We start from the raw sequence: 21,087 nt of genomic DNA on the forward strand, positions 1-21,087 counted from the left end.
CCATTCCGGGGGCTTTTTTTATTCCAGCGTTGAGGGGAGCCAGCAGCTTGCTATCAGGCCGCCTTCAGCACCGTTCTCCAGCGCCAGCTTACCGCGGTGGAGTTGCAGGATACGCTGTACGATACTCAGGCCCAGGCCGCTACCGCCGTAGCGCTGATCAAGCCGACGGAACGGCTCGGTGATCGACTGTCGATGTGCTTCATCGATGCCGGGCCCCTGATCGCTCACGCTGACCAGCGTACCTCCCGCAACCTCGGTTAGTGCCACGGTGATTGTTGTGCCTGGTGGACTGTAACGTCCGGCATTTTCCAGCAGGTTACGCAGCATCAGTCGCAAAAGCACCGCGTCACCCTGCACCGTAAGGTTACTTTTGGCCGGCCATATCACCGTATGTTCTTTGGCTTCATGCTCAAGACCAAGGGGCGTTATGATCGTGTCCGTCCAGTTAATGGTCTCATAGTGACCGCTCGCCATCGCCTGTCCGGCACGGGCCAGCATCAGCAGTTGTTCAACGGTATGCATGAGCTGATCGATACGGCTGATTAACGTTGTTGCCTGCGGAGAGCCTGACTGCGCCATTAACTCCAGATGAAGCCGGATCCCGGCCAGTGGCGTTCGCAGTTCGTGGGCGGCGTCTGCGGTGAAGAGACGCTCCTGCTGAATGGTACTGTCCAGCCTGGCGAGTAGCTGGTTGAGAGAGGTGGTAACGGCGCCTATTTCTTCCATGTCGGAATACATAGGCAGCGGCGTTAAGTTATCCGCCGAACGGTTAGCGAGGCTGTCGCGGAGTTTATTCAGAGGCCGGGTTATCCAGGTGACCGCCCAGAATGAAAACAGCAGTGTGAAACTGACCATCACCAGGGAAGGGACCAGAAGAGATGCAATCGCCTCGCGGATCTCTTTTTCGACATGGTTATTGCGGGCTTTTGCAGACAGCGTTTCATTCACCAGAAAGCCAATCTGCTCACGGCTTTCATGCCACAACCAAATCACGCTTATCAGCTGGAAAAATAACAGAATGACCGCCAGCAACACCATTAATCGCCGACGCATGCTGTTCATTTCTGGCTCTCCAGACGATAGCCAACGCCGCGGACGGTTTTTATCCGGTCTTTGCCAAGCTTGCGACGCAGGTTATGGATGTGGACTTCCAGGGTGTTAGAGCCGGGATCGTCCTGCCAGGAGTAAATGTCCTGTTGCAGCGTTTCACGGTGCACCGTTTGCCCGCTGCGCATGATCAGGCGGGTCAGGAGGGCGAACTCTTTTGGGGTCACTTCAACGGGCTGGGACTGACGCAGTACCTGCTGGGTTTGCAGATTGAGCGTGATGTCGCCGTCCGTCAGCAGATTATCGCTGTGCCCCTGATAGCGCCGGATAAGCGCCCGCACGCGGGCCTGAAGTTCTGCGAGCGCAAAGGGCTTCACCAGATAGTCATCTGCGCCAGCATCGAGGCCGGTAATACGATCTTCAATCGCATCGCGTGCCGTCAGGATCAACACCGGGTTAGCGATGCCGCGCCGACGCCATTGGGTGAGCAGCGTCGCGCCGTCTTTGTCCGGCAAACCCAAATCGAGGATCACCAGACTGTACTCGCCGCTCTGGATCAGGGAATCCGCCTCTGCCGCGGTACCGGCACAATCCAGAGCATACCCTTCGTTGGCAAGCCCCAGCGCGAGTCCTTCCTGTAATAACAGATCATCTTCAACTATGAGTAGTTTCATCGCTAGTTATTCTGATAAATGTCTTTATAAAGCCTGCTTTCGAAGCGAACCAGCGGAATACGACGGTTGCGCTGATCGGTCGGTTCGACGGCATAGCCGGAAAGATACTGTACGAAGGCCATGCGTTGTCCGCTGGCGGTCGTGATGAACCCTGCAAGATTGTAAACGCCCTGCAGTGAACCTGTTTTAGCGGATACTTTGCCATCTACGCCGGCCGCGTGAAGCCCGGCGCGATACTGCAGAGAACCGTCATGCCCGGCAAGCGGCAGCATTGAAATAAAGTTTAGCTCAGAGTCATGTTGTGCAATGTACTGAAGCACTTGCATCATGGTTGCCGGTGCGATCAAATTATGACGCGATAATCCGGAACCATCGACAGCAATGGTATTACCCAGATCGATTCCCGCCTGTTGGCGCAGGATCTGGCGCACAGCGTCTGAGCCCGCGCGCCAGGTTCCCGGCACGCCAAAACGCGCGTGGCCGATCATGCGGAACACCGTATCAGCAATCATGTTGTCAGACTTTTTCAGCATAATTCGCAGCAAATCGTGCAGCGGAGGCGACTGTTTGCTGGCGATGACCGTTCCGGGCTGGTTGACCTGCGTCTGGCGGAGCAGCGTACCGGAGTAGCTAATGCCTGCCTGCTTCAGTTCATCCTTCAGAATGGCGCCCGCGTAGCTCGCGCCATCTTGTATTGCAAAGGCCAGCGGCAGGGGATCGGCGCGCTGGGTCAGACAGCCGGTGAGCGTGAAACGGTTAAGATTGCCAGGCACCACGTCCAGTTCGCAATACTGGGCATCCGGGGAGCCTTTGGCCAGCGTACGCACCTGGCTAAACATGGTCACCGGGTAGTAGGATGCCACGCGGATAAACGCTAAATCATCCGGTTTGGGCGCGCTGTAAAGGGAAATTGAAAAGCAGTTGCGGTCAACAATCGCGGCGGCGGGTGGTGCGCTAAAGCATTGCGTCATGTCGTTCCACGGCCAGCCTGGCGCTTTATCATGGCTGGCAAAAATCGAGGTGTCGATCAGCACGTTACCCTCGATTTTCGTCACACCGGATTTTTTCAGCACCGCCACCATATTGCGGATATCCTGGCGCTTAAAGGTCGGATCGCCGCCAAAACGGGCGATAAGATCGCCTTTCAGCACACCGCCTTCAATGTTGCCTTTGCTCTCAAGCGTGGTGGTAAAACGAAAGTCAGGGCCGAGCTGAAGCAGCGCGGCGAGGGCCGTGATCACCTTTTGGGTACTGGCAGGCAGCGCCATCTGTTGACTGTGATAGTCAATCTCTGGCGTCTGCGCCCCGACCTTCTGCACCATCAATGCAAGGTTAGCACCTGCGGGTAGCTGATTAATGTACTCATCAACATTCGCGGCCTGAACGCTGAACGCTATACTGGTAGTCAATCCGATGATAAATCTGGAAAATCGCATAATCTCGCGCTAACAACCCGAAAACAAACCGTCATACTACGGTGCATAGCACTGCAAAGTAAACGATGACCCATAGTGAACTTCGCGGTAAAATGCGTATCAAATTGAAAAATTGCTGCTGACCTGGGGCGTTGCTCCCGGGTCGGTTTTCTTTTTGCTTCTTGCCCGCTTAGGGGGGCAGGAGCAGGGAACACTGCTCCCAACAGGAATGTTTAAGAGGTATAACAAATGCAAGCTATTCCGATGACCTTACGTGGTGCCGAAAAACTGCGCGAAGAGCTGGATTTCCTGAAATCCGTTCGTCGCCCTGAAATTATCGCCGCTATCGCGGATGCGCGTGAGCATGGCGACCTGAAGGAGAACGCTGAATACCACGCGGCGCGTGAGCAGCAGGGCTTCTGTGAAGGACGTATCAAAGATATCGAAGCAAAACTGTCCAATGCGCAGGTTATCGATATCACCAAGATGCCTAACAATGGGCGTGTGATCTTTGGTTCAACCGTGACCGTGCTGAACCTGGACAACGACGAAGAGCAGACCTATCGCATCGTGGGTGATGATGAAGCAGACTTCAAACAGAACCTGATTTCCGTGAACTCTCCGATTGCTCGCGGCCTGATTGGCAAAGAGCAGGATGATGTTGTTACCATTCGCACGCCTGGCGGTGAAGTGGAATACGAAATTATCAAGGTTGAATACCTGTAATTCGCATCTCTGGTAAGATGTTGATACATTGTAAAGAAAAGAAAAAGGCCGCATAGCGGCCTTTTATCAACTCAAGGAGCATGGCATTTTGCTCGCCTGCTGACAGAAATCCCTCGTTTCACACAGAAAATGTGTTCGATTCAGGATATCCTTAGCGTGGCAGCGAGATTTTACGCTCTTTAGATGGGCGGTAGAGCACCAGCGTTTTACCGATGACCTGTACATTACAGGCGCCGGTTTCGCGCACGATGGCTTCCACGATCAGGTTTTTAGTGTCTCTGTCTTCAGAGGCGATTTTCACCTTGATCAGCTCGTGGTGTTCCAGCGCTTGTTCAATCTCGGCAAGCACCCCTTCGGTCAAACCATTGTTGCCAAGCATCACTACAGGCTTGAGCGGATGTGCCAGACCTTTAAGGTGCTGTTTTTGTTTAGTACTCAGATTCATCGTATATTTTTGCTTACGTTGGGATTGAAAACGGTTCATTCTACCGCCATCTCCCTTATATCGCCAAATAGCTGCGTAGAAATTTACGTCACAGGCAAGTAACGATGAACCAGGACGGAAATGTTAAATGACAGGTAAAAAGCGTTCTGCCAGCTCTAGCCGCTGGCTTCAGGAACACTTTAGCGATAAATATGTTCAACAGGCGCAGAAAAAGGGGTTGCGTTCCCGTGCCTGGTTTAAACTTGATGAAATACAGCAAAGTGACAAACTTTTTAAGCCGGGGATGACTGTTGTTGACCTCGGTGCGGCACCTGGCGGATGGTCCCAGTATGCGGTAACGCAGATCGGCGGAACGGGCCGAATCATCGCGTGCGATCTTTTACCAATGGATCCTATCGTCGGTGTCGACTTCCTTCAGGGCGACTTTCGTGATGAATTAGTGCTTAAAGCGTTACTTGATCGTGTAGGTGACAGTAAGGTCCAGGTTGTCATGTCCGATATGGCACCAAATATGTGTGGAACACCGGCGGTGGATATCCCCCGCGCCATGTATCTGGTGGAGCTAGCGTTAGAAATGTGTCGTGATGTACTAGCGCCTGGTGGTAGTTTTGTTGTGAAGGTGTTTCAGGGCGAAGGTTTCGAGGAGTATCTTAAGGAAATTCGCTCCCTGTTTGCGAAGGTCAAAGTTCGTAAGCCGGACTCTTCCCGGGCCCGTTCCCGCGAAGTGTATATTGTAGCGACCGGGCGAAAATGATAACCGGTAGATTTCAGGCGAAAGTTTGAATGAAACTGGATATAGAGTATCCTGACGCTGTTTTTAACACAGTTGTAATATGAGGTTAATCCCTTGAGTGACATGGCGAAAAACCTAATACTCTGGCTGGTCATTGCCGTTGTGCTGATGTCAGTATTCCAGAGCTTTGGGCCCAGCGAGTCGAATGGCCGCAAGGTGGATTATTCTACCTTCCTGCAGGAGGTCAATCAGGACCAGGTTCGCGAAGCGCGTATCAACGGACGTGAGATCAACGTTACCAAGAAAGATAGTAACCGTTACACGACTTACATCCCGGTGAACGATCCTAAGCTGCTTGATAACCTTCTGACCAAAAACGTCAAAGTGGTAGGCGAGCCGCCAGAAGAACCAAGCCTGTTGGCTTCAATCTTCATTTCCTGGTTCCCGATGCTGCTTCTTATCGGCGTCTGGATCTTCTTTATGCGCCAGATGCAGGGCGGCGGTGGCAAAGGTGCCATGTCGTTCGGTAAGAGCAAGGCGCGTATGCTGACGGAAGACCAGATCAAGACTACGTTCGCTGACGTTGCCGGTTGTGACGAAGCGAAAGAAGAAGTCGGTGAACTGGTTGAATACCTGCGTGAGCCGAGCCGTTTCCAGAAACTGGGCGGTAAGATCCCGAAAGGCGTGCTGATGGTCGGCCCTCCGGGTACCGGTAAAACCCTGCTGGCGAAAGCTATCGCAGGTGAAGCGAAGGTACCGTTCTTTACTATTTCAGGTTCTGACTTCGTCGAAATGTTCGTGGGTGTCGGTGCATCTCGTGTGCGTGACATGTTCGAGCAGGCTAAGAAGGCAGCACCATGCATTATCTTCATCGATGAAATCGACGCCGTAGGCCGCCAGCGTGGCGCGGGCCTGGGCGGTGGTCACGATGAACGTGAACAGACCCTGAACCAGATGCTGGTTGAGATGGACGGCTTCGAAGGTAACGAAGGTATTATCGTTATCGCCGCAACTAACCGTCCGGACGTACTTGACCCGGCGCTGCTGCGTCCAGGCCGTTTCGACCGTCAGGTTGTGGTCGGTCTGCCAGATGTTCGTGGTCGTGAACAGATTCTGAAAGTGCACATGCGTCGCGTACCGCTGGCGCCAGATATCGACGCGGCAATTATTGCGCGTGGTACCCCGGGCTTCTCCGGTGCGGATCTGGCTAACCTGGTCAACGAAGCTGCTCTGTTCGCCGCTCGCGGTAACAAGCGCGTGGTGTCCATGGTGGAGTTCGAGAAAGCGAAAGACAAAATCATGATGGGTGCGGAACGTCGCTCCATGGTGATGACGGAAGCGCAGAAAGAGTCCACGGCATATCACGAAGCCGGTCACGCGATTATCGGCCGCCTGGTACCGGAGCACGATCCGGTACACAAAGTGACGATTATTCCGCGCGGTCGTGCGCTGGGTGTGACCTTCTTCCTGCCTGAAGGCGACGCGATCAGCGCCAGCCGTCAGAAACTGGAAAGCCAGATTTCAACCCTGTACGGTGGTCGTCTGGCGGAAGAGATCATCTACGGGCCGGAACATGTTTCTACCGGTGCGTCGAACGACATTAAAGTGGCGACAAACCTGGCACGTAACATGGTCACTCAGTGGGGCTTCTCCGACAAACTCGGTCCGCTGCTTTATGCAGAGGAAGAGGGTGAAGTATTCCTGGGCCGCTCCGTGGCAAAAGCGAAACATATGTCCGATGAGACGGCTCGTATCATCGACCAGGAAGTGAAAGCGCTGATTGAACGTAACTACGGTCGCGCGCGTCAGATCCTGAACGACAATATGGACATCCTGCATTCGATGAAAGATGCGCTCATGAAATATGAGACCATCGATGCACCGCAGATTGACGACCTGATGGCTCGCCGCGAAGTGCGTCCGCCAGCAGGCTGGGAAGACCCAGGTGCTTCCAACAATTCTGACAACAATGGCACCCCGCGTGCGCCGCGTCCGGTCGATGAACCGCGTACGCCGAACCCGGGCAACACCATGTCAGAACAGTTGGGCGACAAGTAAGTCACTGCTGTTGAAGCGTTTGTCTGTATCTCAAACCCTGGAGCTTGCTCCGGGGTTTTTCTTTTTCATTTAACCATATTGATACCAGGGATTTAGCCATGAAACTCTTCGCCCAGGACTCGCATCTCGATCTCTCACATCCTCATGTGATGGGTATCCTGAATGTTACCCCTGACTCCTTCTCTGACGGCGGCACGCACAACACGCTTATCGACGCGGTTAAGCACGCGAATTTAATGATCAACGCAGGTGCTACCATCATTGATGTCGGCGGTGAATCGACGCGCCCAGGGGCAGCGGATGTGTCGGTGGAAGAAGAGCTGGCGCGCGTGGTGCCGGTCGTTGAGGCAATCGCACAACGTTTTGAGGTATGGATCTCCGTCGATACCTCCAAACCAGAAGTGATTCGTGAAGTGGCGAGAGTGGGTGCTCACATTATTAATGATATCCGCTCGCTGACTGAACCCGGTGCAATCGAAGCCGCTGCTGAGACAGGGTTGCCTGTGTGCCTGATGCACATGCAGGGGCAGCCGAAAACCATGCAGGAGGCGCCGAAGTATGACGATGTCTTTGCTGATGTGAATCGCTTCTTTATTGAGCATATTGAACGCTGTGAGCGTGCAGGCATCCCAAAAGAGAAATTGCTGCTCGACCCGGGGTTCGGTTTCGGTAAAAATCTCTCCCACAACTATGCACTGCTTGCGCGCTTATCGGAATTCCATCACTTCGGCCTGCCGCTGCTGGTGGGGATGTCGAGAAAATCGATGATTGGCCAATTGCTTAACGTAGGGCCGAGCGAGCGCCTGAGTGGTAGTCTGGCCTGCGCGGTCATTGCGGCGATGCAAGGCGCGCATATTATTCGTGTCCATGACGTCAAAGAAACAGTAGAAGCCATGCGCGTGGTGGAAGCCACACTGGCAGCGAAGGAAAACAAACGCTATGAGTAATCGTAAATATTTTGGGACCGATGGTATCCGTGGGCGTGTCGGCGATGCGCCTATCACGCCTGATTTTGTCCTTAAGCTTGGCTGGGCTGCTGGCAAGGTACTCGCACGTCATGGCTCCCGTAAGATCATTATTGGTAAAGATACCCGTATTTCAGGTTATATGCTGGAATCGGCGCTGGAAGCCGGACTTGCAGCCGCCGGGCTGTCAGCTTCCTTTACTGGCCCAATGCCAACGCCTGCTGTTGCGTATCTGACCCGTACCTTCCGCGCGGAAGCGGGAATTGTGATTTCGGCCTCCCATAACCCGTTCTATGACAACGGCATCAAGTTCTTCTCCATTGATGGCACCAAGTTGCCGGATGAAGTGGAAGAAGCCATTGAAGCCGAAATGGAAAAAGAGATCACCTGCGTGGACTCCGCAGAGCTGGGTAAAGCAAACCGTATCGTCGATGCCGCGGGTCGCTATATTGAGTTTTGCAAAGGCACCTTCCCGAACGAACTGAGCCTTGCCCACCTTAAAATTGTGGTGGACTGCGCCAACGGTGCGACCTACCACATTGCGCCAAACGTATTCCGCGAGCTGGGCGCCAAAGTGATCACCATTGGCTGCGAGCCGGATGGTCTGAACATTAACGAGCAGGTTGGCGCGACGGACGTGCGTGCCCTGCAGGCGCGCGTGCTGGCAGAGAAGGCCGACCTGGGTATTGCGCTGGATGGCGACGGCGATCGCGTGATCATGGTCGACCACGAAGGCAACAAGGTTGATGGCGATCAGATCCTCTACATCATCGCCCGCGAAGGGCTGCGTCAGGGTCAACTGCGCGGTGGTGCCGTCGGCACGCTGATGAGTAACATGGGTCTGGAGCTGGCGCTGAAACAGCTGGGTATCCCGTTTGTTCGCGCGAAAGTGGGTGACCGTTACGTGCTGGAGAAGCTTCAGGAGAAAGGCTGGCGCATTGGCGCAGAAAACTCAGGCCACGTGATCCTGCTCGACAAAACCACCACCGGTGACGGCATCGTGGCTGCGCTTCAGGTCGTCGCAGCGATGGCCCGTAACCATATGAGCCTGCACGATCTCTGCAGCGGCATGAAAATGTTCCCGCAGATCCTGGTGAACGTGCGTTTCACGGCAGGTAAAGGCGATCCGCTGGAAAATGACAATGTGAAAGCGGTAATGGCTGACGTTGAAGCGGCGCTGGGAAGCCGTGGCCGCGTGCTGCTGCGTAAGTCCGGAACTGAACCACTGATTCGCGTTATGGTGGAAGGTGAGGATGAAGCGCAGGTGACTGAATTTGCCCACCGTATTGCTGATGCCGTTAAAGCTGCATAAACTTGCACGCTAACTGTTTAAAAAGGCGACTTTTGTCGCCTTTGTTTTAAGCAATTAATGGCTTTTTGCTGTTTTTTTCCGCAGTTGATACAATGGCTCAAAAATGCCCTTGCGAAGGCCATTCGCTTTGGTTAGTATTCACACCCGCTTCAGTGGGAAACAAAAATCCTGCTAATTGGTCGAAGCATTGGTATGCGGCAAATCCGCAAGGAACAGGTTGATTATGTACGAAGCTCTTTTAGTTATTTTCCTTATTGTAGCCATCGCTCTCGTAGCGCTGATTATGCTGCAGCAAGGTAAAGGCGCTGATATGGGAGCCTCCTTCGGAGCAGGCGCTTCCGGTACGCTGTTCGGTTCAAGTGGTTCTGCGAACTTCATGACCCGTACGACAGCGATTCTGGCTACGCTGTTCTTCATCATCAGTCTGGTGCTGGGCAATATCAACAGCAACAAGACCAGTAAAGGAAGCGAGTGGGAAAACCTGAGCGCGCCAGCGAAAACTGAGCAGACTCAGCCAGCTGCACCGGCGAAGCCAACCAGCGATATCCCGCAGTAAGTATTCCGTACCGAGGTGGTGGAATTGGTAGACACGCTACCTTGAGGTGGTAGTGCCCTAACGGGCTTGTGGGTTCGAGTCCCATCCTCGGTACCAATATTCCAGAAGAAAGACGTCGAAAGACGTCTTTTTTTTCGTCTGTACTTTTTGTTTTCGTAGGCCCGGTAAGCGCAGCGCCACCGGGCAAAATGGCGGGTGGCGCTGCGCTTACCCGCCCTACAAAAGGGCATAAAAAAGGCACCCTAAGAGTGCCTTCTGCATTTCTGAATAGCGATTACTTCTTATCGCTGTGCTCCAGGTTTTCCACCTGCGGCAGGCCGTTACCGGAGCTTGCGGAGAGCAGACCATTCTCAACATAGTTGAACAGCTTTTCACGGGTATCGGTGATGTCCAGGTTACGCATGGTCAGCTGACCAATACGGTCATCTGGCGAGAACACCGACTCACCTTTCTCCATGGTCAGACGCTCTGCTTTATAGGTCAGGTTGTCAGACACGGTGTTCAGGATGGAGTAGTCGTTACCGCGACGCAGTTCCAGAGTGACCTCACCGGTAATGGCACTCGCCACCCAGCGCTGCAGCGCATCACGCAGCATCAGCGCCTGCGGATCGAACCAGCGACCCTGATACAGCAGTTTACCCAGCTGACGACCATGAGAGTGATATTGCTCAATGGTGTCTTCGTTGTGGATCCCGGTCAGCAGACGCTCATAAGCGATATGCAGCAGCGCCATCCCCGGTGCTTCATAAATGCCACGGCTTTTCGCTTCGATAATACGGTTCTCAATCTGGTCGCTCATGCCCAGACCGTGACGGCCGCCAATGCGGTTCGCTTCCAGCATCAGCTCTACGTCGTCAGAGAAGGTTTTACCGTTCAGGGCAACCGGATGACCACGCTCGAAACGTACGGTCACCTCTTCTGCCGCGATCTTCACGTTCTCATCCCAGAATTTCACGCCCATGATTGGGTTAACGATCTTCACGCTGGAGTTCAGGAATTCCAGGTCCTTCGCTTCGTGCGTCGCACCCAGCATGTTGGAGTCGGTGGAGTAGGCTTTCTCAACGGACATCTTGTAGTCAAAGCCGCAGGCAATCATAAACTCGGACATTTCATGACGGCCACCCAGCTCGTCGATGAAGTCGGTATCCAGCCAGGGTTTGTAGATCTGCAGCTCGGCGTTGGTCAGCAGGCCATAACGATAGAAACGTTCGATATCGTTACCTTTATAGGTGCTGCCGTCACCCCAGATGTTCACGCCATCTTCTTTCATCGCGGCAACCAGCATCGTGCCGGTAACGGCGCGACCCAGTGGAGTGGTGTTGAAATAGGTCAGACCGCCGGTGGTGTTATGGAACGCACCACACTGAATAGCCGCAATACCTTCTGCGACGAGTTGCTTACGGCAGTCAATCAGGCGCGCGTTTTCTGCGCCATACTCTTTCGCGCGACGAGGAATAGCATCGTAGTCGTCCTCATCCGGCTGACCCAGGTTCGCAGTATATGCATACGGAACCGCTCCCTTCTGGCGCATCCACAGCAGTGCAGCGCTGGTATCCAGGCCGCCTGAGAAAGCGATGCCAATACGTTGTCCTACCGGAAGATGCTTGAGAATCGTCGTCATAGAATAAAACCCTGCTTGATTGACTGATTAGAGACCGCTTTCGCTCTCTTGTGCATTTTTATGCAAAATAAGTGAGTATTCATTTAATCATCTTTTATCGAATACCGGAAGAGACTCGTGCGTTTTTTGTAAAAAATTTGGTCTGTTTCGTCTGATGGAAGTTGGGTTGACAGGTGGGGTCAACTATCAATATACTAAACGCCGATTTTACGTCCCGTCTTCGGTACCAAATCCCAGCATTATTTGCAAATTCTGTCCAAAACGCGTAGAATTTGCCACGTTTCAGGCGCGGGGTGGAGCAGCCTGGTAGCTCGTCGGGCTCATAACCCGAAGGTCGTCGGTTCAAATCCGGCCCCCGCAACCACTTTCCCATAAAGTTCTTTTTCAAATATACTGTGAAGACTCAGAGCCTTCGTAGCTGGATTTGAAAAAATTCTTTCGGAGAGTGCTCCAGGCCACAGTTGTGGCTATAGGGTTCAGTTATCTAAAGCCCCGATTTATCGGGGTTTTTTGTTATCTGACTACAGAATAACTGGGCTTTACGCCCTTTTTTTATGTCTTGGGGGTGGGCTTGTCCACATTAGAGCAAAAATTAACAGAGATGATTACTGCACCGGTCGAAGCACTGGGCTACGAACTGGTCGGCATCGAATTCGTTCGCGGCCGTACATCGACGCTGCGCATCTATATTGATAGTGAAGATGGCATCAATGTTGATGATTGTGCTGATGTCAGCCACCAGGTGAGTGCGGTTCTTGATGTTGAAGACCCAATTACCGTTGCGTACAACCTGGAAGTTTCCTCACCTGGCCTCGATCGTCCGATGTTCACGGCCGAGCACTATGTGCGCTTTACCGGTGAAGAAGTGGCTCTCGTTCTGCGTATGGCCGTACAGAACCGCCGTAAATGGCAGGGAATTATCAAAGCCGTTGATGGTGAAATGATCACGGTGACAGTCGAAGGCAAAGATGAAGTGTTCGCGCTGAGTAATATCCAGAAGGCGAACCTGGTTCCCCACTTTTAACAGTCTGGATTGAGGTGAAAAGCCCGCGATGAACAAAGAAATTTTGGCTGTTGTTGAAGCCGTCTCCAACGAGAAATCACTGCCGCGTGAGAAGATTTTCGAAGCGCTGGAAAGTGCACTGGCTACAGCAACCAAGAAAAAATACGAACAAGAGATCGATGTTCGCGTAGAAATCGATCGTAAAAGCGGTGACTTCGATACATTCCGTCGTTGGGTAATTGTTGAAGAAGTGACCCAGCCGACCAAAGAGATCACGCTGGAAGCGGCACGTTTTGAAGACGAAAGTCTGAACGTGGGTGACTACGTTGAAGATCAGATTGAATCTGTCACCTTTGACCGTATCACTACCCAGACCGCGAAACAGGTTATCGTGCAGAAAGTGCGCGAAGCCGAGCGCGCACTGGTGGTTGACCAGTTCCGCGATCAGGAAGGCGAAATCATTACCGGCGTGGTGAAGAAAGTAAACCGCGACAACATCTCTCTGGAGATCAAATCCGAAGGGATGCCGGGTAACGCTGAAGCGGTGATCCTGCGTGAAGACATGCTGCCGCGTGAAAACTTCCGCCCGGGCGACCGTATCCGTGGTGTGCTGTACGCCGTGCGTCCTGAAGCGCGTGGTGCTCAACTGTTCGTGACCCGTTCTAAACCGGAAATGCTGGTTGAACTGTTCCGTATCGAAGTACCGGAAATCGGTGAAGAAGTCATCGAAATCAAAGCGGCGGCTCGCGATCCGGGCTCCCGTGCGAAAATTGCGGTGAAAACGAACGACAAGCGTATCGACCCGGTCGGTGCTTGCGTCGGTATGCGTGGTGCGCGTGTTCAGGCGGTATCTACCGAGCTGGGCGGCGAACGTATTGATATCGTTCTGTGGGATGACAACCCGGCGCAATTCGTGATCAACGCAATGGCTCCGGCAGATGTGGCGTCTATCGTTGTTGACGAAGACAAACACACCATGGATATCGCTGTTGAAGCGGGCAACCTGGCGCAGGCGATTGGCCGTAACGGTCAGAACGTACGTCTGGCGTCACAGCTGAGCGGCTGGGAACTCAACGTAATGACCGTTGACGACCTGCAGGCCAAGCATCAGGCTGAAGCCCATGCGGCGATCGATACCTTCACCAAATACCTCGACATTGACGAAGATTTCGCCACTGTTCTGGTTGAGGAAGGTTTCTCTACGCTGGAAGAACTGGCCTATGTGCCAATGAAAGAGCTGCTGGAAATTGACGGTCTGGATGAACCAACCGTTGAAGCCCTGCGTGAACGCGCTAAAAACGCACTGACCACCCTGGCACTGGCTCAGGAAGAAAGCCTTGGCGATAAGAAGCCGGCTGATGACCTGCTGAATCTGGAAGGTCTTGATCGTGCGATTGCGTTCAAGCTGGCTGCCCGTGGTGTTTGTACGCTGGAAGATCTCGCTGAGCAAGGCGTTGATGACCTGGCTGATATCGAAGGTTTAACCGACGAGAAAGCCGGCGAACTCATCATGGCCGCACGTAATATTTGCTGGTTCGGCGACGAAGCGTAATAAACTGTAGCAGGAAGGAACAGCATGACTGATGTAACTGTAAAATCGCTGGCTGCTGAGATTCAGACCTCCGTGGACCGCCTGGTACAGCAATTTGCTGATGCAGGGATCCCGAAGTCCGCTGATGACTCGGTGACCGCGCAAGAAAAACAAACCTTGTTAACGCACCTGAACCGTGAGCACGGTTCTACGCCTGACAAGTTAACGCTGCAGCGCAAAACGCGCAGCACGTTGAATATTCCTGGTACCGGTGGCAAAAGTAAATCGGTACAAATTGAAGTCCGCAAGACGCGCACCTTTGTAAAACGTGATCCGCAAGAGGCAGAACGCCTTGCCGCGGAAGAGCAGGCACAGCGTGAAGCGGAAGAACAAGCTCAGCGTGAGGCGGAAGCTGCCGCCAAACGCGAGGCAGAATTAAAAGCTGAACGTGAGGCCGCAGAAAAAGCGAAACGCGACGCCAGTGATAAAGTGAAGCGTGACGCTGCGGAAAAAGACAAAGTGAGCAATCAACAGACAGACGAAATGACCAAAACTGCCCAGGCTGAAAAAGCCCGTCGTGAAAATGAAGCTGCCGAACTGAAGCGTAAAGCCGAAGAAGAAGCACGCCGCAAGCTCGAAGAAGAAGCTCGCCGCGTCGCTGAAGAAGCACGCCGTATGGCAGAAGAAAACGAGAAGAACGGTGTGAATACCGTTGAACCGACTGAAGACACCAGCGACTACCACGTCACCACTTCTCAGCACGCACGTCAGGCTGAAGATGACAACGACCGTGAAGTAGAAGGCGGCCGTGGCCGTGGTCGTAATGCAAAAGCTGCGCGTCCTGCGAAGAAAGGTAACAAGCACGCTGAATCCAAAGCCGATCGTGAAGAAGCACGCGCTGCTGTTCGCGGTGGTAAAGGTGGCAAGCGTAAAGGTTCCGCTCTGCAGCAGAGCTTCCAGAAGCCCGCTCAGGCTGTTAACCGTGACGTCGTGATCGGCGAAACCATCACCGTTGGCGAACTGGCGAACAAGATGGCGGTTAAAGGCTCTCAGGTCATCAAAGCGATGATGAAGCTGGGCGCAATGGCGACCATCAACCAGGTTATCGACCAGGAAACCGCGCAGCTGGTTGCCGAAGAGATGGGCCACAAAGTTATCCTGCGTCGTGAAAACGAGCTGGAAGAAGCCGTAATGAGCGACCGTGATACTGGCGCTGCGGCTGAACCGCGTGCACCGGTTGTGACCATTATGGGTCACGTTGACCACGGTAAAACCTCTCTGCTTGACTACATTCGTTCTACGAAAGTTGCCTCTGGCGAAGCGGGTGGTATTACCCAGCACATCGGTGCTTACCACGTAGAAACCGACAACGGTATGATTACCTTCTTGGATACCCCAGGCCACGCAGCGTTTACGTCTATGCGTGCTCGTGGTGCTCAGGCAACGGATATCGTTGTGCTGGTTGTTGCTGCAGACGACGGCGTAATGCCGCAAACCATCGAAGCTATCCAGCACGCGAAAGCGGCGCAGGTGCCTCTGGTTGTTGCAGTCAACAAAATCGATAAGCCAGAAGCCGATCTGGACCGTGTTAAAAACGAACTGTCTCAGTATGGCGTTATGCCGGAAGAGTGGGGCGGTGAAGCACAGTTCATCCCAGTATCTGCTAAAGCGGGTACCGGTATTGACGACCTTCTGAACGCTATCCTGCTGCAGGCTGAAGTTCTGGAGCTGAAAGCCGTGCGTAAAGGTATGGCGAGCGGTGCGGTGATCGAATCCTTCCTGGATAAAGGTCGTGGCCCGGTTGCAACCGTTCTGGTTCGTGAAGGTACCCTGCTTAAGGGCGATATCGTTCTGTGTGGCTTCGAATACGGTCGTGTTCGTGCGATGCGTAACGAACTGGGTCAGGAAGTGCTGGAAGCGGGTCCGTCCATTCCAGTTGAAATCCTCGGTCTGTCCGGTGTGCCGGCTGCCGGTGACGAAGTGACCGTCGTGCGTGACGAGAAGAAAGCGCGTGAAGTGGCACTGTATCGTCAGGGCAAATTCCGTGAAGTTAAACTGGCTCGTCAGCAGAAATCTAAACTCGAGAACATGTTTGCTAACATGACCGAGGGTGAAGTTCACGAAGTGAACGTTGTGCTGAAAGCTGACGTTCAGGGTTCTGTGGAAGCGATCTCCGACTCCTTGCTGAAACTGTCTACCGACGAAGTGAAAGTGAAGATCATCGGTTCTGGCGTAGGTGGTATCACCGAAACCGACGCGACCCTGGCTGCTGCGTCCAACGCCATCCTGGTGGGCTTCAACGTGCGTGCTGATGCTTCTGCTCGCCGCGTGATCGAAGCGGAAAGCCTGGATCTGCGCTACTACTCCGTCATCTATAACCTGATCGACGAAGTGAAAGCGGCGATGAGCGGCATGCTGTCTCCTGAGCTGAAACAGCAGATCATCGGTCTGGCTGAAGTGCGTGACGTGTTCAAATCACCGAAATTCGGTGCGATCGCGGGCTGTATGGTTACCGAAGGTACCATCAAGCGTCACAACCCAATCCGCGTACTGCGTGACAACGTGGTTATCTACGAAGGTGAGCTGGAATCTCTGCGCCGCTTCAAAGATGACGTTAACGAAGTCCGTAACGGCATGGAATGTGGTATCGGTGTGAAGAACTACAACGACGTACGCGTTGGCGATATGATCGAAGTGTTCGAAATCATCGAGATCCAACGCAGCATCGATTAATTGAGATCGTAGGCCGGGTTAGCGAAGCGCCATCCGGCAATTATTTCAAAAGGGGCTTAAGCCCCTTTTTTGTCTGGAGAATTTATTATGGCGAAAGAATTTGGTCGCCCACAGCGCGTGGCGCAGGAAATGCAAAAAGAGATCGCGCTTATCCTGCAACGCGAAATTAAAGACCCTCGCATCGGCGTGATGACCACCGTGTCCGGCGTGGAAATGTCCCGTGACCTGGCCTACGCCAAAGTGTTCGTCACCTTCCTGAACGATCAGGACGAAGCGGCCGTGAAGAACGGCATTAAAGCGCTGCAGGAAGCCTCCGGGTTTATCCGCTCTCTGCTCGGCAAAGCGATGCGTCTGCGTATCGTGCCTGAGCTGACCTTCTTCTACGACAACTCGCTGGTAGAAGGTATGCGCATGTCCAATCTGGTGACCAGCGTGGTGAAACATGACGACGAACGTCGTGTTAACCCGACGGACGACAGCAAGGAGGACTAATGAGTCGTCCTCGTCGTCGTGGTCGCGACGTGCATGGCGTGCTGCTGCTGGACAAACCGCAGGGGGCATCCAGCAACGACGTGCTGCAAAAAGTGAAGCGTCTTTATAACGCCAACCGGGCGGGCCACACCGGCGCGCTCGATCCGCTGGCGACCGGTATGCTGCCGATCTGCCTGGGAGAGGCGACAAAGTTTTCCCAGTATCTGCTCGACTCCGATAAGCGTTACCGCGTTATCGCGAAGCTCGGCCAGCGCACGGATACCTCCGACGCGGATGGCCAGGTCGTGGAAGAACGTCCGGTGACCTTCAGTGCTGAACAGCTTGACGCTGCGCTGGAGAGCTTCCGCGGGGACACGATGCAGGTGCCGTCGATGTATTCCGCCCTGAAATACCAGGGCAAGAAACTCTACGAATATGCGCGTCAGGGCATTGACGTTCCGCGCGAAGCTCGTCCGATAACCGTGTATGAGCTGCTCTTTATTCGCCACGAAGGTGATGAGCTGGAGCTGGAAGTGCACTGTTCGAAAGGGACGTACATTCGTACCATCATCGACGACCTCGGTGAAAAACTAGGTTGCGGTGCGCATGTTATCTACCTGCGCCGTCTGGCGGTGAGTAAGTACCCGGTTGAGCGGATGGTGACGCTTGAGCACCTGCGCGAGCTGGTTGAACAGGCGGAAGTACAGGGGATCGCGCCAGCAGCGTTGCTGGATCCCTTGCTGATGCCAATGGACAGTCCGGCAGCGGACTTCCCGGTGGTTAATCTTCCTTTAACATCGTCCGTTTACTTTAAGAACGGCAACCCGGTTCGCACGGCGGAAGCTCCGCTGGAAGGGCTGGTGCGTGTGACCGAAGGTGACGACGGTAAGTTTATCGGCATGGGCGAAATGGATGGCGAAGGGCGCGTTGCGCCGCGTCGTCTGGTCGTCGAATATCCGGTCGACGCGTGACGGTGATAACGCCTCATCTTGCGATAAGCAGGGGAGACGAGTAGAATATTGCCGCTTAACGCCTGGTAAATTGTTTAACAATCTGCGAGGCGTACATGGGGTCGCTGAATTAGAGATCGGCACCCTTACATTCTTTATACTTTGGAGTTTTAAAATGTCTCTAAGCGTTGAAGCTAAAGCTAAAATCGTTTCTGAGTTTGGTCGTGGTACTAACGACAGCGGTTCTACCGAAGTTCAGGTTGCTCTGCTGACTGCACAGATTAACCACCTGCAGGGTCACTTTGCAGAGCACAAAAAAGATCACCACAGCCGTCGTGGTCTGCTGCGTATGGTTTCTCAGCGTCGTAAACTGCTCGACTACCTGAAACGTAAAGATGTTGCACGTTACACCGCGCTGATCGAGCGTCTGGGTCTGCGTCGCTAAGTCTTGCGAGTTTCAGAAAAGGGGGCCTGATGGCCCCTTTTTTCAACCAGACGGCAGCAATTCACTGGAAACTATTGTATTGTTGCTATAAATGATCTTCATTGCAGAGGTTCGCGCGGCTAATGAGAGGCTTCACCCATGGGGGTGTCGGTTGTCATTAGTCGCGAGGATGCGAAGAAGGTCGGGTTAAATCGACAGCACGCCGGTGGTGTGCTGTCATACATTTAAGAAAGGACAGAATTTTGCTGAATCCGATCGTTCGTAAATTCCAGTATGGTCAACATACCGTCACGCTGGAAACCGGCATGATGGCACGTCAGGCTACTGCTGCCGTTATGGTAAGCATGGATGACACCGCGGTGTTCGTCACCGTAGTGGGCCAGAAAAAAGCTAAACCAGGTCAGGACTTCTTCCCGCTGACCGTTAACTACCAGGAGCGTACCTACGCTGCCGGTAAAATCCCTGGTGGTTTCTTCCGTCGTGAAGGCCGTCCAAGCGAAGGCGAAACCCTGATCGCGCGTCTGATTGACCGCCCGGTTCGTCCGCTGTTCCCGGAAGGCTTCGTTAACGAAGTACAGGTTATCGCAACCGTAGTTTCCGTTAACCCACAGGTTAACCCGGACATCGTTGCGATGATCGGTGCATCTGCTGCCCTGTCACTGTCTGGTATTCCATTCAATGGCCCAATCGGTGCCGCGCGCGTGGGTTACATCAATGACCAGTACGTGCTGAACCCAACTCAGGAAGAGCTGAAAGAAAGTAAGCTGGACCTGGTTGTTGCCGGTACTGAAGCGGCGGTTCTGATGGTTGAATCCGAAGCAGAACTGCTGAGCGAAGACCAGATGCTGGGCGCTGTGGTCTTCGGCCACGATCAGCAGCAGATTGTTATCCAGAACATCAACGACCTGGTGAAAGAAGCCGGTAAGCCACGTTGGGACTGGCAGCCAGAAGCAGCAAACGACGCGCTGAACGCACGTGTTGCGGCACTGGCAGAGTCTCGTCTGAGCGACGCGTACCGCATCACCGACAAACAGGAGCGCTATGCTCAGGTTGATGTGATCAAATCTGAAGTGACCGCGACCCTGGTTGCTGAAGACGAAACGCTGGACGCTAACGAAATTGGCGAAATCCTGCACGCTATCGAGAAAAACGTTGTTCGTAGCCGCGTACTGGCCGGCGAGCCGCGTATTGATGGCCGTGAAAAAGACATGATCCGTGGTCTGGATGTGCGTACTGGCGTACTGCCACGTACTCACGGTTCCGCACTGTTTACCCGTGGTGAAACGCAGGCCCTGGTCACCGCGACCCTGGGTACCGCTCGTGACGCACAGATCATCGACGAACTGATGGGCGAGCGCACTGACAACTTCCTGTTCCACTACAACTTCCCTCCGTACTCCGTAGGGGAAACCGGCATGGTTGGCTCGCCGAAGCGTCGTGAAATTGGTCACGGTCGTCTGGCGAAGCGCGGCGTGCTGGCCGTGATGCCAGAAGCTGACAAATTCCCGTACACCGTTCGTGTGGTGTCTGAAATCACCGAATCTAACGGTTCTTCTTCCATGGCTTCCGTATGTGGTGCTTCTCTGGCACTGATGGATGCAGGCGTGCCGATCAAAGCCGCTGTTGCGGGTATCGCAATGGGCCTGGTGAAAGAAGGCGACAACTTCGTTGTTCTGTCTGACATTCTGGGTGACGAAGATCACCTCGGCGATATGGACTTCAAAGTGGCGGGTTCCCGCGACGGTATCTCTGCACTGCAGATGGATATCAAAATTGAAGGTATCACCAAAGAGATCATGCAGGTTGCTCTGAACCAGGCTAAAGGTGCGCGTCTGCACATCCTGGGCGTGATGGAACAGGCGATTAACGCGCCGCGTGGCGACATTTCTCAGTTCGCTCCACGTATCCACACCATCAAGATCAATCCAGACAAGATCAAAGATGTTATCGGTAAGGGCGGTTCCGTAATCCGTGCGCTGACCGAAGAGACGGGCACCACCATCGAAATCGAAGATGACGGTACTGTGAAGATCGCAGCAACCGACGGCGAGAAAGCGAAATTCGCTATCCGTCGTATCGAAGAGATCACCGCTGAAATCGAAGTGGGCCGTATCTACAACGGTAAAGTGACCCGTATCGTTGACTTTGGCGCGTTCGTTGCCATCGGTGGCGGTAAAGAAGGTCTGGTTCACATCTCTCAGATCGCTGACAAGCGCGTTGAGAAAGTGACCGATTACCTGCAGATGGGTCAGGAAGTACCGGTTAAAGTTCTGGAAGTTGACCGCCAGGGCCGTATCCGTCTGAGCATTAAAGAAGCAACCGAGCAGTCTCAGCCTGCTGCGGCGCCGGAAATTCCGGCTGCTGAACAGCAAGGCGAGTAAGGTTGCCATTTGCCCTCCGCA

Annotated in this window: 18 protein-coding genes and 2 tRNA genes; 15 read left to right on the top strand and 5 right to left on the bottom strand. The window is 53.7% G+C overall.

Translation table 11 applies throughout. The annotated features are described in order from the left end of the window. Positions 1-18: 18 nt before the first annotated feature. The 3 genes from pmrB to dacB are packed head-to-tail and all read right to left on the bottom strand — an operon-like array spanning position 19 to position 3,157. Positions 19-1,062 carry a two-component system sensor histidine kinase PmrB gene (pmrB, locus tag O1723_RS02770; protein ID WP_014885380.1) on the bottom strand — a complete coding sequence of 348 codons (1,044 nt, stop codon included), beginning with the start codon at positions 1,060-1,062 and terminating at the stop codon, positions 19-21. Further along, complete coding sequence (pmrA, locus tag O1723_RS02775; RefSeq protein WP_014885379.1) at positions 1,059-1,721, bottom strand: two-component system response regulator PmrA; 663 nt, start codon at positions 1,719-1,721, stop codon at positions 1,059-1,061. Before pmrA ends, pmrB begins: the two co-directional genes overlap by 4 nt. A gap of 2 nt (positions 1,722-1,723) precedes the next feature. Beyond that, entirely contained in the window at positions 1,724-3,157 is a 1,434-nt protein-coding gene (gene dacB / locus O1723_RS02780; protein WP_248191004.1) for a serine-type D-Ala-D-Ala carboxypeptidase, read from the bottom strand. Positions 3,158-3,385: 228 nt separating this feature from the next. Between dacB and greA the strand changes: the two genes are divergently transcribed. Continuing rightward, entirely contained in the window at positions 3,386-3,862 is a 477-nt protein-coding gene (gene greA / locus O1723_RS02785; protein ID WP_014171793.1) for a transcription elongation factor GreA, read from the top strand. 151 nt (positions 3,863-4,013) lie between these two features. On the opposite strand, the gene yhbY is transcribed toward greA, so the two are convergent. After that, positions 4,014-4,307, bottom strand: coding sequence for a ribosome assembly RNA-binding protein YhbY (gene yhbY / locus O1723_RS02790; protein WP_003861814.1), 294 nt, complete (start codon positions 4,305-4,307; stop codon positions 4,014-4,016). 127 nt (positions 4,308-4,434) lie between these two features. Here yhbY and rlmE point away from each other — a divergent pair, with 127 nt between their 5' ends. The 6 genes from rlmE to O1723_RS02820 all read left to right on the top strand — a co-directional run bounded on the left by rlmE (position 4,435) and on the right by O1723_RS02820 (position 10,027). Continuing rightward, positions 4,435-5,061, top strand: a complete 627-nt coding sequence (gene rlmE, locus O1723_RS02795; RefSeq protein WP_003861812.1) for a 23S rRNA (uridine(2552)-2'-O)-methyltransferase RlmE — start codon at positions 4,435-4,437, stop codon at positions 5,059-5,061. Between the two features lie 102 nt (positions 5,062-5,163). Continuing rightward, positions 5,164-7,098 (top strand): ATP-dependent zinc metalloprotease FtsH, encoded by a 1,935-nt coding sequence (gene ftsH, locus O1723_RS02800; RefSeq protein ID WP_013098921.1) that lies wholly within the window; start codon positions 5,164-5,166, stop codon positions 7,096-7,098. A 98-nt stretch (positions 7,099-7,196) separates the two neighbouring features. After that, on the top strand, positions 7,197-8,045 hold the full coding sequence (gene folP / locus O1723_RS02805; RefSeq protein WP_014885377.1) for a dihydropteroate synthase: 849 nt from the start codon (positions 7,197-7,199) through the stop codon (positions 8,043-8,045). Then, complete coding sequence (glmM, locus tag O1723_RS02810) at positions 8,038-9,375, top strand: phosphoglucosamine mutase (RefSeq protein WP_014885376.1); 1,338 nt, start codon at positions 8,038-8,040, stop codon at positions 9,373-9,375. The genes folP and glmM overlap by 8 nt, the downstream gene beginning before the upstream one ends. A 223-nt stretch (positions 9,376-9,598) precedes the next feature. Further along, positions 9,599-9,931 (top strand): preprotein translocase subunit SecG, encoded by a 333-nt coding sequence (secG, locus tag O1723_RS02815; protein WP_003861803.1) that lies wholly within the window; start codon positions 9,599-9,601, stop codon positions 9,929-9,931. Between the two features lie 9 nt (positions 9,932-9,940). Continuing rightward, positions 9,941-10,027 (top strand) — tRNA-Leu (locus O1723_RS02820). 178 nt (positions 10,028-10,205) lie between these two features. Here the strand turns inward: O1723_RS02820 and argG are convergent. Then, a complete protein-coding gene (gene argG, locus O1723_RS02825; protein WP_014885375.1) occupies positions 10,206-11,552 on the bottom strand; it encodes an argininosuccinate synthase in 1,347 nt (448 codons plus the stop codon). Positions 11,553-11,839: 287 nt separating this feature from the next. Here argG and O1723_RS02830 point away from each other — a divergent pair. From O1723_RS02830 to pnp, 8 genes are all read left to right on the top strand, one after another. Then, positions 11,840-11,916 (top strand) — tRNA-Met (locus O1723_RS02830). A gap of 207 nt (positions 11,917-12,123) precedes the next feature. Next, on the top strand, positions 12,124-12,576 hold the full coding sequence (rimP, locus tag O1723_RS02835) for a ribosome maturation factor RimP (protein ID WP_014833432.1): 453 nt from the start codon (positions 12,124-12,126) through the stop codon (positions 12,574-12,576). 28 nt (positions 12,577-12,604) lie between these two features. Further along, the gene (gene nusA, locus O1723_RS02840; RefSeq protein WP_014885374.1) at positions 12,605-14,107 is read left to right on the top strand and encodes a transcription termination factor NusA; all 1,503 of its coding nucleotides are present in this window, start codon (positions 12,605-12,607) and stop codon (positions 14,105-14,107) included. 24 nt (positions 14,108-14,131) lie between these two features. Further along, positions 14,132-16,819, top strand: a complete 2,688-nt coding sequence (infB, locus tag O1723_RS02845; RefSeq protein WP_014885373.1) for a translation initiation factor IF-2 — start codon at positions 14,132-14,134, stop codon at positions 16,817-16,819. Between the two features lie 87 nt (positions 16,820-16,906). Next, the gene (gene rbfA / locus O1723_RS02850; RefSeq protein ID WP_014885372.1) at positions 16,907-17,311 is read left to right on the top strand and encodes a 30S ribosome-binding factor RbfA; all 405 of its coding nucleotides are present in this window, start codon (positions 16,907-16,909) and stop codon (positions 17,309-17,311) included. Then, complete coding sequence (gene truB / locus O1723_RS02855; protein ID WP_014885371.1) at positions 17,311-18,261, top strand: tRNA pseudouridine(55) synthase TruB; 951 nt, start codon at positions 17,311-17,313, stop codon at positions 18,259-18,261. Before rbfA ends, truB begins: the two co-directional genes overlap by 1 nt. A 154-nt stretch (positions 18,262-18,415) precedes the next feature. Next, positions 18,416-18,685: a 30S ribosomal protein S15 gene (gene rpsO / locus O1723_RS02860; RefSeq protein WP_003861789.1), complete on the top strand. Its 270-nt coding sequence runs from the start codon at positions 18,416-18,418 to the stop codon at positions 18,683-18,685. Between the two features lie 242 nt (positions 18,686-18,927). Beyond that, positions 18,928-21,066: a polyribonucleotide nucleotidyltransferase gene (gene pnp, locus O1723_RS02865; protein ID WP_014885370.1), complete on the top strand. Its 2,139-nt coding sequence runs from the start codon at positions 18,928-18,930 to the stop codon at positions 21,064-21,066. The last annotated feature ends 21 nt before the right edge of the window (positions 21,067-21,087 follow it).

The organism is Enterobacter cloacae complex sp. HYC080_NIDB, from assembly GCF_056673325.1.

Coding starts and splice junctions, on each gene's coding strand:
- truB (WP_014885371.1), top strand. CDS start 17,311: ATGAGTCGTCCTCGTCGTCGTGGTCGCGACGTGCATGGCGTGCTGCTG.
- secG (WP_003861803.1), top strand. CDS start 9,599: ATGTACGAAGCTCTTTTAGTTATTTTCCTTATTGTAGCCATCGCTCTC.
- greA (WP_014171793.1), top strand. CDS start 3,386: ATGCAAGCTATTCCGATGACCTTACGTGGTGCCGAAAAACTGCGCGAA.
- infB (WP_014885373.1), top strand. CDS start 14,132: ATGACTGATGTAACTGTAAAATCGCTGGCTGCTGAGATTCAGACCTCC.
- dacB (WP_248191004.1), bottom strand. CDS start 3,157: ATGCGATTTTCCAGATTTATCATCGGATTGACTACCAGTATAGCGTTC.
- nusA (WP_014885374.1), top strand. CDS start 12,605: ATGAACAAAGAAATTTTGGCTGTTGTTGAAGCCGTCTCCAACGAGAAA.
- ftsH (WP_013098921.1), top strand. CDS start 5,164: ATGGCGAAAAACCTAATACTCTGGCTGGTCATTGCCGTTGTGCTGATG.
- rlmE (WP_003861812.1), top strand. CDS start 4,435: ATGACAGGTAAAAAGCGTTCTGCCAGCTCTAGCCGCTGGCTTCAGGAA.
- rpsO (WP_003861789.1), top strand. CDS start 18,416: ATGTCTCTAAGCGTTGAAGCTAAAGCTAAAATCGTTTCTGAGTTTGGT.
- pmrB (WP_014885380.1), bottom strand. CDS start 1,062: ATGAACAGCATGCGTCGGCGATTAATGGTGTTGCTGGCGGTCATTCTG.
- yhbY (WP_003861814.1), bottom strand. CDS start 4,307: ATGAATCTGAGTACTAAACAAAAACAGCACCTTAAAGGTCTGGCACAT.
- folP (WP_014885377.1), top strand. CDS start 7,197: ATGAAACTCTTCGCCCAGGACTCGCATCTCGATCTCTCACATCCTCAT.
- glmM (WP_014885376.1), top strand. CDS start 8,038: ATGAGTAATCGTAAATATTTTGGGACCGATGGTATCCGTGGGCGTGTC.
- argG (WP_014885375.1), bottom strand. CDS start 11,552: ATGACGACGATTCTCAAGCATCTTCCGGTAGGACAACGTATTGGCATC.
- pmrA (WP_014885379.1), bottom strand. CDS start 1,721: ATGAAACTACTCATAGTTGAAGATGATCTGTTATTACAGGAAGGACTC.
- rbfA (WP_014885372.1), top strand. CDS start 16,907: ATGGCGAAAGAATTTGGTCGCCCACAGCGCGTGGCGCAGGAAATGCAA.